The organism is Finegoldia magna, from assembly GCF_002243175.1.
Classification (GTDB): Bacteria; Bacillota; Clostridia; order Tissierellales; family Peptoniphilaceae; genus Finegoldia; species Finegoldia magna_J.
In genome coordinates this window covers 289370-304465 of the sequence record NZ_NDYF01000013.1, presented here as the reverse complement: position 1 = coordinate 304465, position 15096 = coordinate 289370, and the positions used below count along the sequence as shown (strand labels likewise).

Below are 15096 nucleotides of genomic sequence, written 5' to 3'. Positions count from 1 at the left end.
TATGAGTGACAATAGAAAAGCAGGGATTTTGTGTCCTGTGTTCAGTTTGAGTTCTAAATATGGAATCGGAAGTTTTGGAGAGAGTGCGTATGAGTTTGTGAGGTTTTTGAAGAAATCGAAGCAGACTTATTGGCAAATATTGCCTCTGGTTCCGATAAGTTCTGACGGCAACAGCCCGTATTTGTCGCCATCAACTTTTGCTGGAAACTACATGTACATCGACATCGACAAGTTGATTGACGATGGGTTGTTGAGTGAGAGTGATGTTCGTGATTACAAATTCGAGGACGATTTTGTGGATTACGATTATGTGGCAAGGGCAAAAGATGAGATTTTACGCAAGGCTTTTGAACGTAACAAGGATTTGAAGATAATCGACACGGAAAATTTCCCTGAGAGAGAACTTGTTCATGGGTTTTGTTTGTTCAAAGCTTTGAAAAAGCATTTTAATGGCAAATCTTGGTTGGATTTTCCAGATGATATAAAATACCGCAAGGAAGAAGGCGTCGATTATTATGAAAAATTGTTGGCTGATGAGGTTGAATACAATGCATTTGTTCAGGCTTTGTTTTACAAACAGTATTTCGAATTGAAAAATTACGCGAATGATTTGGGGATAAAAATATTTGGCGATTTGCCGATTTATGTGTCGAAGGAAAGCAGCGATATGTGGCAAAACCCCGACATGTTTGTGGTGAACGAGGATTTGTCACCGAAATTGGTTGCAGGAGTTCCACCGGACAGATTTTCTGAAACTGGGCAATATTGGGGAAATCCCGTGTATGATTGGGATTATTGTGAGAAGACTGGATTTGATTGGTGGTTGAAAAGGTTGAAGCACAATTTGAAAATGTACGATGTGCTTCGTTTGGATCATTTTAGAGGATTTGAAGCTTTTTGGGCAATTGTCGCATCGGAAAGAACTGCTGAGAATGGACGATGGAGGCAGGCGAAGGGCGCGAAGTTGTTTGAGATTTTGAAGAAAGAGAACTTGATTGACAGGATAGTCGCTGAGGATTTGGGTTTGATTACTGATGATGTTATAGATTTGCGCGATAGATTTGGGTTCAAGGGAATGAAGGTGATGCAGTTTGCGTTTGATGTGAACGAGGAATCGGATTATTTGCCGCATAACGTGGGTGAGACTTCTGTGTACTACACTGGAACTCACGACAATCAAACGTTGATGGGATTTGTTAATAGCAGAAGTTCTGATGAGCTTGAATACATTAAAAATTATGTGAATTCAGATGATGTTGAAATGTCTTTGATAAAGGTAGCGTACATGACGAGTGCTAGTTTGTGTATGTGTCAGATGCAGGACTTCTTGGGTTTGGATGATGATTACAGGACGAACACGCCAAACACGTTGGGTAACTGGACTTGGAGAATGAAAAAAGAATGGCTTACGGATGAACTTGCGGAAAAAATTTCTGCGATTACGAAACTCTACAACAGGGATTAGTTGAAGTAAAATGATTATAGGTATATAATTTAATTTGCAGCAAATTATTAGGAGGAGTTATGAAGAAAGTTCTTACGATTGCAGGTTCTGATTGTTCAGGCGGAGCGGGAATTCAAGCGGATATCAAGACTATGTCGGCACACGGGGTGTATGCGATGAGCGTTATTGTTTCGGTGGTTGCTGAGAATACTTTTGAGGTGGTGTCGATTGAGGATTTGCCCGATAAGATTATAAAGGATCAGATTGATTGTATTTATAATGATATGGGAACCGACGCTGTGAAGATCGGAATGTTATCGAACAAGAGGATTATGAGTTGTGTTAGGGACAAATTATTGGAATACAAACCGGAAAACGTGGTGTTGGATCCTGTGATGTACGCGAAGCACGGCGCTTGTTTGATGCAAGAAGATGCGATTGATTTGTTGATTGAGGATTTGATTCCTTTGTGTACTTGCATAACTCCGAATATTCCAGAGGCAGAGAGAATTAGTGGTATGAAAATCGACGGTGTTGATGATATGAAAAAAGCAGCTGAGATTATTCGTAACATGGGGGCGAAATACGTTCTTGTGAAGGGCGGTCATCATGTGGGAGATGCGATTGATATTTTGTATGATGGCGAGAATTTCCACGAATTTGTGACTGAGAAGATTGACACGAAGAACACTCATGGGACTGGTTGTACGCTTTCAAGTGCGATTGCTAGTAATTTGGCGCTTGGAAAATCTATAGATGATGCTGTAAAATTGAGCAAGGAATACATTACTAATGCTATTAAGCACGATTTGCATATTGGCAAGGGAAATGGGCCGACAAATCATTTCTACAAATTTTTTGAAGGAGAGTTGAAAAATGAATAAGGAATTTAACTTAGGGTTGAACTTGGTCACGAATAAACAAACTCTCAAGGGAAGGGATTTGTCAGAGACTATTGAGATTGCGCTGAAAAATGGTGCAGATTCTGTAAGACTCAGAGAAAAAAACATGGATACAAGAAGCATTATGCGTGAGGCTTTTAAGATAAAGGAGATTACTCAAAGCATGGGCAAGCTTTTGATTGTGAATGACAGGGTTGATATTGCGAAAGCGTGTGATGTCGACGGGGTGCATTTGGGTCAAAAGGATATGCCGATAAAATATGCGAGGGAGATTCTTGGTCCTGACAAGATTATTGGGATTAGTTGTCACACGTTGGAACAAGCGTTGGAGGCTCAAGAGGCTGGTGCTGATTACATTGGTGTAGGGGCGATTTTTCCGACGTTCACTGGAGATGATTTCGTGAGGGTTTCCATCGACACGTTGAATGAAATTTCTAAGGAAATTCACATTCCAATCACTGCGATTGGTGGCATTAACAAGAACAATATTAGGATGATTTTCGACTGTAATGTGGATTCTGTGTCATTGACTTCGGCGATTTTTTCGACGGGAGATGTCGCAGCGGCAACACAAGAGTTGAAACAAAAATTCGATATTATTATGAGTAGATAACTAGGGGTGCAAGGGCACCTCTTTTTTGATGCGGTGAAAGGTAGTTTCAGGACAAGAAAATTGCTGAAGGTAGTTTCAAGACAAACTAAAGTAGAAAACCAGTTTGCACGACGTCTACACATTACAGGGACAAGAAAACACAAAAACTCGTAAACCGTTCATCTGTCTACAAAAATTGATAAATTCATCGCTTGTGAATCTAAAATCGCAAACTCGCTGATGCTCAAACAGTGCGATTTTTTAACGATTCACTTCGCTTGAATTTGATGTAATTTTTTCCGTATGATATTCTAACCGTATCGGATTGTCTATTTTTATTTCACTGATTTACATAATCTATGGACGTCTACACATTACAGGGACAAGAAAACGCAAAAACTCGTAAACCGCTCATCTGTCTACAAAAATTGATAAATTCATCGCTTGTGAATCTAAAATCGCAAACTCGCTAACGCTCAAACAGTGCGATTTTTTAACGATTCACTTTGCTTGAATTTAGAACAATTTTTTCCGAATGATTCACTTGTTTACGATGTTTTTGGTTTGTTTCAATGCAATCATAGCAAAACTACAAATCGCAGGACATTTACGTTTTACAGGGACAGGGTAAAGTAGAAAACCAGTTTGCACGAATATCTGGACTACGCAAATAAATAAATTCTAAGCTTGTGAGTCTAAAATCGCAAACTCGCTAACGCTCAGACAGTGCGATTTCTTAACGATTTACTTCGCTTGAATTTATACTTATTTTCTCCATATGATATTCTTAGCAAACTTGGTAATCTACTTTTATTTCAATGCTAGCTCCATGCCACTACATACAAACACCCATACCCACGACGTGCCGAAATTCCTTAACTTCATCCCACAACCAAATAACATCTCCACGCCCACATCCACACCCACGCCCGCACACCCGCACTCACAACCCAACACCCTCTCCACGCCCACATCTGCACTCACGCCCACACCTACGTCTGCACCACATCCTCGCCACGCCGAATCACCACAACCCAACAAATTCTCCACACCAACATCCACACTCCACGCACTCCCACGCTCACGGCTAACTCCCGACAAACGGGGCGCCTTAATACTGTTATGATATAATCTAGAGTGACAAGGGGGATTTATGAAGGGAAATTACGAGACGATTGTTCATCCGTTATCTCCTCTTTACGATGAGGATTCGAAGATTTTGATTTTGGGTTCTTTTCCGTCGGTGAAGACTAGGGAGTACGGATTTTTCTACGGTCATCCACAAAACAGGTTTTGGAGGTTGATGGAAAGGCTTTTCGATGTGGATTTGGATGTGAGTATTGAGGAGAGAAAGAGGTTTTTGTTGGAGCATAATATTGCTGTGTACGATTCGATTTATCAGTGCGATATTATCGGCTCGTCAGATTCTAGTATCAAAAACGTGGTGCCTTCTAATTTGAAGGGGATTATTGATTGTGCAAATATTAATCATGTTTTTTGCAACGGGGCTGCTTCTTTTAAGTGTTTTGAGAGATATCACGCTAAGAATTTGGGCGTGGAGGCCATGAAGCTTCCTTCGACTTCACCTGCAAATGCTAGATACAGGTTGGATGATTTGGAAAAAGAGTGGAAGGTTATTTTGGAGTATTTGTAGGAGTTTGAAATCATTTACAATAATGTATTTCTGGTGTTATAATGGTTAATGTATGGAAGAAATTGTTATAAAATTATTTTTTATTGAGGAGTACAAATGAAGAATTACACTGAATTATTAAAATCTGAATTAATTATGGCGTTGGGATGTACTGAACCTATTTCTATTGCGTTGGCAGCGGCTAAGGCTAGGGAAGTTTTGGGGGTTATTCCATCTAAAATAGAGGTTATGTGTTCAGGAAACATCATCAAAAACGTTAAGGGTGTTACTGTTCCAAACACAAACGGCATGAAGGGCGTGGAAGCTGCGACTGCTATTGGAACTGTTGCGGGAGATTCTTGTCTTGGGCTTGAGGTTTTGTCAAAGGTTACTGATGACGACATAAAGGCTGCGAAGGATTTAATCGCGAAGGACATAATAACTGTTAGCTTAAAGGAAGGCGTGGAAAATCTGGACATTGAGATCGTAGCAGATGATGACAACGGAAACACTGTGGATGTTGAGATCAAAAACAAACACACAAATATCGTTAAGGTTACTAAAAACGACGAAGTAATACATATTGACAATTGCTACACTCACACACCAGAATACGAAAATTACGACGAACTTTCTGTGAAGGATATTTTTGAATACGCAAACAATGTGGACTTGGATGAGGTTAAGGATTTGTTGGAAAAACAAATTACTTTGAATTCTGATATTTCCGATGAAGGTTTGACTGGAAAATGGGGAGTTGCAATGGGCAAGATTTTGATGGAGGAAGATGATTCTATCAGAACGAAAGCTAAGGCAAGAGCTGCAGCAGGGTCAGATGCGCGTATGAGTGGATGTTCTCTTCCAGTTGTGATTAACGCAGGAAGTGGAAACCAAGGTATAACTTGTACGATGCCTTTGGTTGTGTTTGCGAATGAAAAAAATTACGACAGGGAAACTTTGTATCGTGGGCTTTTGGTTACAAACTTGGTAGCACTTCACATTAAGAGATTTATCGGTAGACTTTCAGCGTTTTGTGGAGTTACTTCTGCGGGAGTTGCTGCGGGAGCTGGAATTTGCTACATGGAAACTAAGGATTTGGATTTGATTGAAAAAACAATCGGCAATGCTTTGATGATTGCATCGGGTATGATTTGCGACGGTGCGAAGGCATCTTGTGCTGCAAAAATCGCCACAGCTGTCGATGCGGGAATTTCCGGATATTATTTGGCGAAAAATAATAGAAACTTCGAAGCTGGAGATGGTTTGTTAAAAGACGATATCGAAGAGACTATCAGAAGCATCGGTTATGTTGCCAAGGAAGGCATGAAGGAAACAGATATTATTGTGCTTAACACGATGATTCAAAAATAAATTTGAAGGCGTTAGTGAACCTAATGCCTTTTTATTTGTTCAAACAAAAACATTTTCATATTTAACACGAATATGATTTGAATTTAACGGTAAATTATCGTAAAGATGTGGATTTAAAAGCAAGTAAATTACTTGTGATTTTATTTATAAATTCTAAGAAAACACTTGCATAATTTATTTATTGGTATTATAATTTAATTAAATAAAATATTTTGAAGGAGGATTCTTATGGGATCATTTATTAGTGCCGAAAGTACTTGGATACTTTGGGCTGTGTTGGCATCATGTGCTGCTCTTGCAATATATTTGGAACAAAAATATACATGGGCAAGTAAGGTTACAGGATGTATTTTGGCTTTGACTTTTACTTTAATTTTGTCAAATCTTAAAATTATTCCAACAGAAGCACCTGTTTACGATGCTGTTTGGGATTATGTAGTTCCTTTGGCTGTACCAATGTTGTTATTTAACGCTGATATCAAAAAAATTGGTAGAGATTCAGGAAGAGTTTTAATTATTTACTTATTAAGTGGTATTGGAACCGTTTTAGGTGGATTTATAGCATACTTTGCTTTGAAGAATGCAATTCCTGCTTTGAACGATATCGTTCCAATGTTTGTGGGTACTTATACTGGTGGTTCAGTAAACTTCGTTGCAATGAGTCAACAATACAAGGTTTCTGGAGCAACTGTATCAGCTGCATTAGTTGCGGATAACTTACTTATGGCTTTATATTTCTTCACATTGATGGCGCTTCCAACAATGTCTGTTATCAAAAAACATTACAAGATGCCTCTTGTTAACGCATTGGAAGAACAATCAGAATCTGACAAGGAAGCTAACAAAACTATGGCTGCAAAATATTGGGGAGCAAAAGAAATCTCTCTTAAAGATATTGCTTTCACAGTTGCATTATCATTTGTTATCGTAGCCATTTCTGATAAATTAGCCACTGTTTTTGGAAACTTATTTTCAGGCGAAGGCGCTGGAAGTGCAATTTTAGGTGGATTATTGGGAAATAAATACTTGTTAATGACTACATTTACTATGATAATTGCATCTGTATTTCCTAAACAAATTTCATCAATCAGAGGTAGCCAAGAAATTGGTACATTTTTGATTTATTTGTTCTTCGCAGTTATTGGTGCTCCAGCATCAATCGGACTAATTTTGAGAGAATCTCCATTGTTATTAGTATTCGCATTAATCGTTGTACTAATCAACTTAGTAGTTTCATTGATATTTGGAAAACTTTTCAAATTCAACATCGAAGAAATCATTATCGCATCAAATGCGAATGTTGGTGGACCAACTACTGCAGCAGCAATGGCTGTATCAAAAGGTTGGACAGAACTTATCGTTCCAGCACTTCTGGTAGGTACGTTAGGTTATGTAATTGGTAACTACTACGGTATTCTTTCGGGAATATTGTTACATTAATTTAGAAATTTGAACACATTCTTTGGGTTAATCTCAAAGAATGTGTTTGTTTGAACAGTAATTTGAACAAAAAGGAGAAAATATGTTAGAAAATTTAAAACCGGAAAGAGTGTTTCATTATTTTGAAGAATTGACTAAAATTCCAAGAGAATCTGGAAATGAACAAGCAGTGAGTGATTTCTTGTACAAGACTGGAAAAGATTTGGGACTTGAAACTATTCAAGACGAAAGCAACAACATTATTATCAGAAAACCAGCTCATCCTGATTATGTGGATCATTCTTCAGTTGTAATTCAAGGTCATATGGATATGGTTGCAGAAAAAGCTGACGGCGTTGACCACGACTTTTTGACAGATCCTATTCCACTAGTTGTTGACGGTGATTGGGTTAAAACAGAAGGCACTACTTTAGGTGCAGATGATGGTATCGCAAGTGCGATTGGCCTTGCGATTATGGAAGACAAGGACGCTAAGCATCCAGCGCTTGAATTGTTGGTTACTACTAATGAAGAAACTACAATGGTTGGTGCAAGAGCTTTGAAGAGGGAAAATATCAATGGCAGAAAACTTTTGAATATTGACGCCGAAGTTGAAGGAATTTTGTTGTCTGGTTGTTCAGGTGGACACAATATAATTGGTACGAAAAAGCTAAATTACGTGGACAATAAAATGAAAAACACTTTTGTGATGAACATCAACAACATGCTTGGTGGTCACTCAGGAATGGAAATTCACCAACAAAGAGGTAACTCCATCAAGTTTGCGCGTGAAGCTTTGAAGTTAATCGAAGAAAAATCACCTGTAGCACTTGTTAGCATCGAAGGTGGAACAAAACACAACGCTATTCCAAGAGATGCGAAGGTTGTATTCAGTTCTAACGAAGACGATTACGATATTGATTTTTTTGATTTGATTGCAAAATATCCATTAGATAAGGATATGAGAGTCAAGATTGAAAAATGCGATAACGCAGAAAAAGTTTTGGATGACAAAGACAAGGACGATATCTTATCTTTCATAGAAGATGTTCCTCACGGAGTTTACAGCATGATGAAAGAATACCCAGATATCGTTGAATGTTCCAACAACTTGGCGATTTTTGAAATAAAAGACGATGTATTGAAGGTTACTATTTCTCTTAGAAGTTCAAACCCAGAAACTTTCGATGCACACACTGAAGATGTGTCAAAAGTTTATGAAAAATACGGATTTGAAGTTAAGAAGGAAGATTATTACAAACCATGGGCGTTCGCAAAAGATTCTGAATTGAGAAACTTGGCGCTTGAAACTTACAAAGATTTGTTTGGAAAAGAAATGAAGGTTGAAGTAGTCCACGCTGCATTGGAACCAGCAGTATTCATCGACACTTTCCCAGACATGGAAATGATCTCAATAGGACCTACTATGAAAGACGTTCACAGTCCTAAAGAAAGACTTTCAATTGAATCTACACAAAGAACTTACGAATTTGTGAAATCACTTCTTGAAAGACTTTAGTTCTGACAAAATAAATCACAGAGAAAAACTGTGATAAACAAACCCTTATGCATAGAAATCGACGATTTTGTTGTCGTGTGCATAAGGGTTTTTGCGTCTTCCGTCGCTGTGAAATATAGATGTTTAAAGATTTTGTATTTCAGTGAAATAAAAGCAGATTATCAACTTTGTTAATTGTGCATTGAAACAAACAAAAAAGATCGTAGCTAAATGAGTCATCTGGAAAAAATTGCGCAAAATTCAATCGAAAAAATCCGTCCAAAATTTGACCGCGTAAGCGAAGCGTGCTTCAAATTTTAGGATTTTGAGATTAGAATTTTCCAATTTTTGTAAGCTAGACGAATGTGCTACGACTTTTATTGTTCCCCTTTCCATGAAAAACGTAGATGTTCAGCGAATTACTGCGTGTGCATTGAAACAAACCAAAAACATCGTAAATAAGCGAATCATTCGGAAAAAATTGTTCTAAATTCAAGCGAAGTGAATCGTTAAAAAATCGCACTGTTTGAGCGTCAGCGAGGCTCTCGATTTTAGATTCATGAGCTTAGAATTTGCTAATTTTGTAGTCTAGATATTCGTTCGTATCGGTGTCTATTTTCGTATACACTGGAACTACTTTAGATTTTACAACATAGCAAGACCGCAACTAATGTCGCGGTCATTGCTTAGGAGTATTTATTTGAAATTAGGTAGATTTATTTTAGTAAACCAACAAATCGTTGATTTTTCGAAGTCGATTGATGGCCTCAATCAATGTGTCGTCGTTTTTGGCGAAATGAAATCTCACATAATCGTTGTTATCGTCTTTGAAAAACGATGAACCAGGTACTGGTGTTACGCCGATTTTTTGTGACAATTCTACGCAGAAATCATAGTCTGATTTGCGATTGAACTTGGATATGTCGACCATCACGAAATACGTTCCTTGTGGACAGTAGAAGTCTAGTCCGATTTCTTTTAATCCGTTTAGAAAAATATCTCTTTTGTGAGTGTATTTTTCTTGTAGTTTTTCGTAGTATTCGTAACCAAAATTAAGTCCAACTATCGCTGCTTCTTGTAATGGGGCTGCTGCTCCGACTGTAAGAAAATCGTGCACTGATTTGATTGCTTGTGTGATTTCTTTGTTTGCGATTGTGTAGCCAAGTCTCCAACCTGTTATGGAGTATGTTTTGGAGAGAGATGTCGTGGTGATGGTTCTGTCTTTCATTTTTGATAATGATGCAAAATACGTGTGCACGTATGGTTTGTAGACTATGTGTTCGTACACTTCATCTGTCACGACGTAGGTGTCGTATTTTTCTGCAAAATCTGCTATTATTTGTAATTCTTCTCTGGTGAATACTTTTCCAGATGGGTTAGAGGGATTGCAGAGGATGATGGCTTTCGGATTTTGTTTGAATGCATTTTCCAATTCGTCTATGTCAAAATCAAAATTTGGAGGGTTTAATTTTACGAATATTGGACTTGCCCCCGACAAAATCGCGTCGGCTTTGTAGTTTTCATAAAATGGAGAGAATATGATAACTTTGTCACTAGGATTTGTGATTGCCATCATGCTCGCCATCATTGCCTCTGTACCACCGCATGTCACAACGACGTTTTCTTCAGGGTTAGTGGTGTTTCCTGTGAATTTTTCGTGTTTTTTTGCGATGGCTTCTCTCAAATTTTTCGCCCCACAAGTTATGGAATATTGATGTGGGCCTGTCAGAGAAATTTCTTGTAATCTGTTTAATATTTCAACTGGCGGATCAAATTCTGGGAATCCTTGCGCCAAATTGATTGAATTGTATTTGTTGGCGACAAGTGTCATTTTTCTGATGACAGATTCTGTGAAACTTGTCGCTCTATTTGATAAGTTTTTCATTTTATTGTCTTTCGTCTATAACTCTGTTTGCTTTGTGAGTTTGTCTTGGAAGATATCCGTCTTCATGGATGATGATTTCGTGAGGTTTCACACCAAGTCTAACTTTCAATTCTTTCCATATATTTTCTCTCAAAGCTTCTACATCTGTGATGTCGTCGTTTTTTTCAACTTCAACAGAGTAAGCTGTGCTGAGGTTTTTGTCGAAGATTCTGATTCTGTATTCGCCAGTGATTCCTTCGACTTGTCTGATTGCGTGTTCCACATCTGAAGGAAATACGTTCACTCCAGATACTATGAACATGTCGTCTAATCTTCCTTGTATGTAAATCCTTGTAGATGTTCTGCCACATTTGCATCTTTGTTTGTTTACATATCCGATGTCTCCAGTTCTAAATCTAATCATTGGTCTTGCTTGTTTTCTCAAAGATGTGAAGACCAATTCTCCGACTTCACCTTCTGGTAAAACTTTTCCAGTTTCAGGATCGATTACTTCAACTAAGATTTGATCCTCAGCGATGTGAAGTCCATCTTTTTGTTCACACATTGCAGCGCACGCTCCGAAAATATCGCTTAATCCGTAGAAATCATACAAATCAGCATCCCACAATTCCTCTATTTTTTCTCTTGTGGCGTTGATTGATCCGCCAGGTTCTCCTGCAACGATTATTTTCTTCAACGATAATTCTTTTGGATCATAGCCGTGTTTTTTGGCAGTTTCACCCAAATACCACGCATAAGAAGGAGTCGTCCATATTATAGTTGGTTTGTAATTTACAATTATGTTCAATAATTTTTCAGATGGAATAGTTCCTGCCCAAATACAAAGTGCGCCGACATTTTGTGCTCCGATTACATCAGGACCTCCGACAAATAACGAGAAGTTGAGTGCGTGAACATAACGGTCCCTTTTTCTCATTCCGATTTGGTAGAAAAATCTGGATTCTACGTTTTGAAATTCGTCGAGGTCTTGTTGTGTGAATGGAGAAATCGTAGGAACTCCTGTTGATCCAGAAGATGCGGAGATGAACACTACTTCGTCTTCACTTGTACATGCCATTTGTCCAAGAAAACTTCCTTTGTGTTGTGTGTCACGTTCTGTTTTCTTGTTGATAAATGGATAGTTTGCAAGTTCTTCAAGAGATGAAAATTCGTATGGATCTAACAAATTTTCGTCGAAGCTTTTTCTGTAGTATTCTGAATTTTCGTAAGCGTGAACCAATATGTTTTTCAATTCGTGTAATTGTAGTTTTTCGATTTCTTCACGGCTTAGCGTTTCCAATTCTTCTTCCCAGTATTTTGATGTTCTTAAACTTTCTAATTTTTCTTTTGTAATTTCTTTGATGTTGTTTCTAATCATGATAGCTCCTCCTAAGTTTGTTTTCGTAATTTTTGATTGTGTTTTCTTCAATTAAATCTATTTCTTCATCTGTCAAATGTTTGTATCTTCGCTGTTTTCTTATATAATCGTGAACTGTTTTTCTATTTTTGATTTCTCTTATGGAATATTTTCCGTTTTCGTATTCTTCTAATGGGAACATGCAATTGTCCACGATTTCTTTTGCCAAATCAATCGTATCGTCTGTATTTGTGCCCCAACCGACTGGACAAGGGGAGAGGACGTGAATGTATTTGGTTCCACGGATTTTGGATGCTTTCTCAACTTTGTCGATGTAATCTTGAATGTAGCCGACTGATGCAGTGGCTGCGTAAGATATGTCGTGAGCTGCGATTATATCGAAAATATTTTTCTTGTTGCGAGTGTTTCCGTGGATGTTTTTTCCTGCAGGTGTTGTAGTTGTCGATGAGCCAAATGGTGTCAAGGACGATTTTTGAATTCCTGTGTTCATGTAGGCTTCGTTGTCGTAGCAAATGTAGATTACATCGTCACCTCGGTCGATTGCAGCGGATAATGTTTGAAATCCAATGTCTGCCGTAGCACCATCTCCTGCAAATCCTACAATTTGCAAATCTTCAATCCCCAAAGCCTTCGCCCCTTCGTAAATTCCAGAAAGCATGGAGCCAGTTCCTGCGAACGTCGAAATAATCGAGTTATTCTTGAAGGCTAATTGCGGAAAATTAAATCCAACTGCCGACATGCAACCTGCTGGAAGAACTGAAATTGCTCTATCTCCGAGAACTTTCAAAGCGATTCTAACTGCAAGGGCAGCGCCACAACCGGAACATGCCTTGTGTCCGTAAAAATATTCATCTTGTGTAATTGTTCGTTTGTTTATGTTACTCATAGCACTTCGCTCCTATAAAATTAAGTTCTTCGCCATTTTGTTTAAGATTTTGGAAAATCTCTTTGATGTTATCTCGTGTGATATTTCGTCCTCCAAGTCCTCCCACGAAGTTTTGTGAATCAATGTCTGTGACTGATTTTACATTAGTGTAGACTGTTCCAAAATGTCCGAATGAAATATCTTTTTCCAAAACTCCAATTCTTTTCGTGTTTTGAAGTTCATTTCTCAATTTTTCTGTTGGAAAAGGTCTGATGTATCTTAGTTTCAAGTATCCGACTTTTTCTCCTTGTTCTCTTAATTCATCTACTACACTTCTGATTAATCCAGAGATTGATCCGATGGAAATCAAAACGTAATCTGCATCTTCAACTTTGTAGGAATCAATCACACCACCGTGGTCTCTGTTGAAAATTTTTTTGAATTTCGCTCTGGATTCTTCGATTATCTCCAACGAATCCACAACTGCTTTGTTTTCTCTGATTTTCCATTCCAAATTATCACTTGGTCCCACTGAAAATCCCAAATTTCTTGGATGATCGACATCGAATTTGTTTTCTGTTTCAAATTTCGGTAAGAATTCATCCACATCATTAGCTTCAGGAACATCAACAGGTTCGTAAGTGTGTGTGAGGTCGAATCCATCCAAGTTAATCATCACTGGAGTGGAGACTTTCTTGTGTTCAGCTATGTAATACGCTTCAATCACTGTGTCCAAAGCTTCTTGTGCATCTTCCACGTACACTTGAATCCAACCGCTATCTAATTGCGACAAGGAATCTCGTTGGTCTCCAAAAATATTCCAAGGAAGTGCAGTTGAACGATTTGCATTCACCATAACGATTGGGAATTTTCCGCCAGCAGCGTAGGGAAGACATTCCGCCATGTACAACAGTCCTTGTGAACTTGTCGCTGTGAAAGTCCTCGCCCCGATTGCACTTGCACCAATTGCACAAGATAGAGCAGAGTGTTCACTTTCAACGTGCACAAATCTAGAATCAAGCTGTTTCTGTTCTACTATTTTCGATAATTTTTCAACCACTGTAGTTTGTGGAGTGATAGGGTAGGCCGAGATTACGTTTGGTTTCGATAATCTAACGCCCTCTGCTACAGCTTCATTTCCCGATAAAAATCTTCTCATTTTATTTTCCTTTCTATCGCATTGAAATTGCAAATCTTCTGGCAAATTCCGCAACCCTTGCAAAAATCTTGGTTAATACTAACGTATGAGTCTTGCTTTTCAATCGTCCCATCTGGACAATACAAGTAGCATTCCAAGCAGTTTTTGCATTTGTCCTTGTCAACGAAATAATCAAAACTTCGGTACGAATCGTTGGTAACTGTGAGGAAACCCGCTTCGTAATAAGTTCCCAAAGGATAATCTTCTATTTTTTCAAATCCATTGAACTGTTTAAGCTCTGGTCTTTTCATTTTCATTCACCTCTTTCAAAACTTCTTCGAATAATTCTACGTTCTTGTCCACAACTGATGGCGACAAATTATCTTTGAAACTTTCTACAATGCTCTGTTTGTCAATTACATCGAATTTGGAAAACAACGCCCCAATCATTGCAGTATTTGTAATCGGCTTATGTAAAATATCCAGTGCGATTTTGGTTGCATCGACAGAAATCACATTTTTTTCTTCAAATTTTTTTGAAGAATTGATGAATACTGTGCAATCTTTAAGATTTTTTAATTCACCTACATCGAACAGCGATTCGTCGAGTATAACCAAATAATCTGGATTTTGTACTTGGGTTCTGTCTTCGATTTTTTTCGTATCTATTTTTGTAAAAGCACTCACTGGAGCGCCTCTTCTTTCAGGACCAAACGTTGGGAAAGCCAACGAGTACAAGTTGTCTTGTTTTACACATGCATTTCCAATTATTTTTGATGCAGTGAACGCTCCTTGTCCACCTCTTCCTCTAAAAGTTATTTCAATCATAATCTCCTCCTAATTTTTATAATAAAAAAAGCCCTTTCTATTATTTCTAATAGAAAGGGCGAAATATCCGCGGTACCACCTTTTTTGTGTATGTAAAAATACACCACTTCAAGCTCCATCAAGCTCTAACTCATGATAACGGAAGTCGCCGTACAGTCCTAATA

13 protein-coding genes and 1 other annotated feature (1 of these 14 running past the window's edge) are annotated in these 15096 nt (G+C 38.2%); of the genes, 7 read left to right on the top strand and 6 right to left on the bottom strand.

Annotated elements, in window-relative coordinates; translation table 11 throughout:
- Position 1 precedes the first annotated feature (1 nt).
- The 7 genes from malQ (at position 2) to pepD (ending at position 8880) form a co-directional block, all read left to right on the top strand.
- Complete coding sequence (gene malQ / locus B9N53_RS06605; RefSeq protein ID WP_094204228.1) at positions 2-1465, top strand: 4-alpha-glucanotransferase; 1464 nt, start codon at positions 2-4, stop codon at positions 1463-1465.
- Between the two features lie 59 nt (positions 1466-1524).
- The gene (thiD, locus tag B9N53_RS06600; RefSeq protein ID WP_094204227.1) at positions 1525-2328 is read left to right on the top strand and encodes a bifunctional hydroxymethylpyrimidine kinase/phosphomethylpyrimidine kinase; all 804 of its coding nucleotides are present in this window, start codon (positions 1525-1527) and stop codon (positions 2326-2328) included.
- Positions 2321-2959: a thiamine phosphate synthase gene (gene thiE / locus B9N53_RS06595; protein ID WP_094204226.1), complete on the top strand. Its 639-nt coding sequence runs from the start codon at positions 2321-2323 to the stop codon at positions 2957-2959. Before thiD ends, thiE begins: the two co-directional genes overlap by 8 nt.
- A 1132-nt stretch (positions 2960-4091) precedes the next feature.
- A complete protein-coding gene (locus B9N53_RS06585; RefSeq protein ID WP_094204224.1) occupies positions 4092-4592 on the top strand; it encodes a DNA-deoxyinosine glycosylase in 501 nt (166 codons plus the stop codon).
- Between the two features lie 96 nt (positions 4593-4688).
- Positions 4689-5942: a serine dehydratase subunit alpha family protein gene (locus B9N53_RS06580; RefSeq protein WP_094204223.1), complete on the top strand. Its 1254-nt coding sequence runs from the start codon at positions 4689-4691 to the stop codon at positions 5940-5942.
- 228 nt (positions 5943-6170) lie between these two features.
- Positions 6171-7382: a DUF819 domain-containing protein gene (locus B9N53_RS06575; RefSeq protein ID WP_094204222.1), complete on the top strand. Its 1212-nt coding sequence runs from the start codon at positions 6171-6173 to the stop codon at positions 7380-7382.
- A gap of 82 nt (positions 7383-7464) precedes the next feature.
- Entirely contained in the window at positions 7465-8880 is a 1416-nt protein-coding gene (pepD, locus tag B9N53_RS06570; RefSeq protein WP_094204221.1) for a beta-Ala-His dipeptidase, read from the top strand.
- A 700-nt stretch (positions 8881-9580) separates the two neighbouring features.
- Here the strand turns inward: pepD and B9N53_RS06565 are convergent.
- Genes B9N53_RS06565 through B9N53_RS06540 form a run of 6 tightly spaced genes read right to left on the bottom strand, consistent with a single transcriptional unit; the run spans position 9581 to position 14932 of the window.
- Positions 9581-10744, bottom strand: coding sequence for a pyridoxal phosphate-dependent aminotransferase (locus tag B9N53_RS06565; protein WP_094204220.1), 1164 nt, complete (start codon positions 10742-10744; stop codon positions 9581-9583).
- Between the two features lies 1 nt (position 10745).
- Positions 10746-12101, bottom strand: a complete 1356-nt coding sequence (locus tag B9N53_RS06560) for a phenylacetate--CoA ligase family protein (protein ID WP_094204219.1) — start codon at positions 12099-12101, stop codon at positions 10746-10748.
- On the bottom strand, positions 12094-12987 hold the full coding sequence (locus B9N53_RS06555; RefSeq protein WP_094204218.1) for a thiamine pyrophosphate-dependent enzyme: 894 nt from the start codon (positions 12985-12987) through the stop codon (positions 12094-12096). Before B9N53_RS06555 ends, B9N53_RS06560 begins: the two co-directional genes overlap by 8 nt.
- Positions 12980-14125, bottom strand: a complete 1146-nt coding sequence (porA, locus tag B9N53_RS06550) for a pyruvate ferredoxin oxidoreductase (protein WP_094204217.1) — start codon at positions 14123-14125, stop codon at positions 12980-12982. The genes B9N53_RS06555 and porA overlap by 8 nt, the downstream gene beginning before the upstream one ends.
- A complete protein-coding gene (locus B9N53_RS06545; RefSeq protein WP_158520790.1) occupies positions 14122-14415 on the bottom strand; it encodes a 4Fe-4S binding protein in 294 nt (97 codons plus the stop codon). The genes porA and B9N53_RS06545 overlap by 4 nt, the downstream gene beginning before the upstream one ends.
- Positions 14396-14932: a 2-oxoacid:acceptor oxidoreductase family protein gene (locus B9N53_RS06540; protein WP_094204215.1), complete on the bottom strand. Its 537-nt coding sequence runs from the start codon at positions 14930-14932 to the stop codon at positions 14396-14398. Before B9N53_RS06540 ends, B9N53_RS06545 begins: the two co-directional genes overlap by 20 nt.
- A gap of 51 nt (positions 14933-14983) precedes the next feature.
- Positions 14984-15096, bottom strand: a binding site (T-box leader) (it continues 113 nt past the right edge of the window).

Excerpts from the sequence above, each read along its gene's own strand:
- B9N53_RS06580 (WP_094204223.1), top strand. The coding sequence starts at position 4,689 with ATGAAGAATTACACTGAATTATTAAAATCTGAATTAATTATGGCGTTG.
- thiE (WP_094204226.1), top strand. The coding sequence starts at position 2,321 with ATGAATAAGGAATTTAACTTAGGGTTGAACTTGGTCACGAATAAACAA.
- B9N53_RS06575 (WP_094204222.1), top strand. The coding sequence starts at position 6,171 with ATGGGATCATTTATTAGTGCCGAAAGTACTTGGATACTTTGGGCTGTG.
- B9N53_RS06585 (WP_094204224.1), top strand. The coding sequence starts at position 4,092 with ATGAAGGGAAATTACGAGACGATTGTTCATCCGTTATCTCCTCTTTAC.
- B9N53_RS06555 (WP_094204218.1), bottom strand. The coding sequence starts at position 12,987 with ATGAGTAACATAAACAAACGAACAATTACACAAGATGAATATTTTTAC.
- pepD (WP_094204221.1), top strand. The coding sequence starts at position 7,465 with ATGTTAGAAAATTTAAAACCGGAAAGAGTGTTTCATTATTTTGAAGAA.
- B9N53_RS06565 (WP_094204220.1), bottom strand. The coding sequence starts at position 10,744 with ATGAAAAACTTATCAAATAGAGCGACAAGTTTCACAGAATCTGTCATC.
- malQ (WP_094204228.1), top strand. The coding sequence starts at position 2 with ATGAGTGACAATAGAAAAGCAGGGATTTTGTGTCCTGTGTTCAGTTTG.
- B9N53_RS06540 (WP_094204215.1), bottom strand. The coding sequence starts at position 14,932 with ATGATTGAAATAACTTTTAGAGGAAGAGGTGGACAAGGAGCGTTCACT.
- thiD (WP_094204227.1), top strand. The coding sequence starts at position 1,525 with ATGAAGAAAGTTCTTACGATTGCAGGTTCTGATTGTTCAGGCGGAGCG.
- porA (WP_094204217.1), bottom strand. The coding sequence starts at position 14,125 with ATGAGAAGATTTTTATCGGGAAATGAAGCTGTAGCAGAGGGCGTTAGA.
- B9N53_RS06560 (WP_094204219.1), bottom strand. The coding sequence starts at position 12,101 with ATGATTAGAAACAACATCAAAGAAATTACAAAAGAAAAATTAGAAAGT.
- B9N53_RS06545 (WP_158520790.1), bottom strand. The coding sequence starts at position 14,415 with ATGAAAAGACCAGAGCTTAAACAGTTCAATGGATTTGAAAAAATAGAA.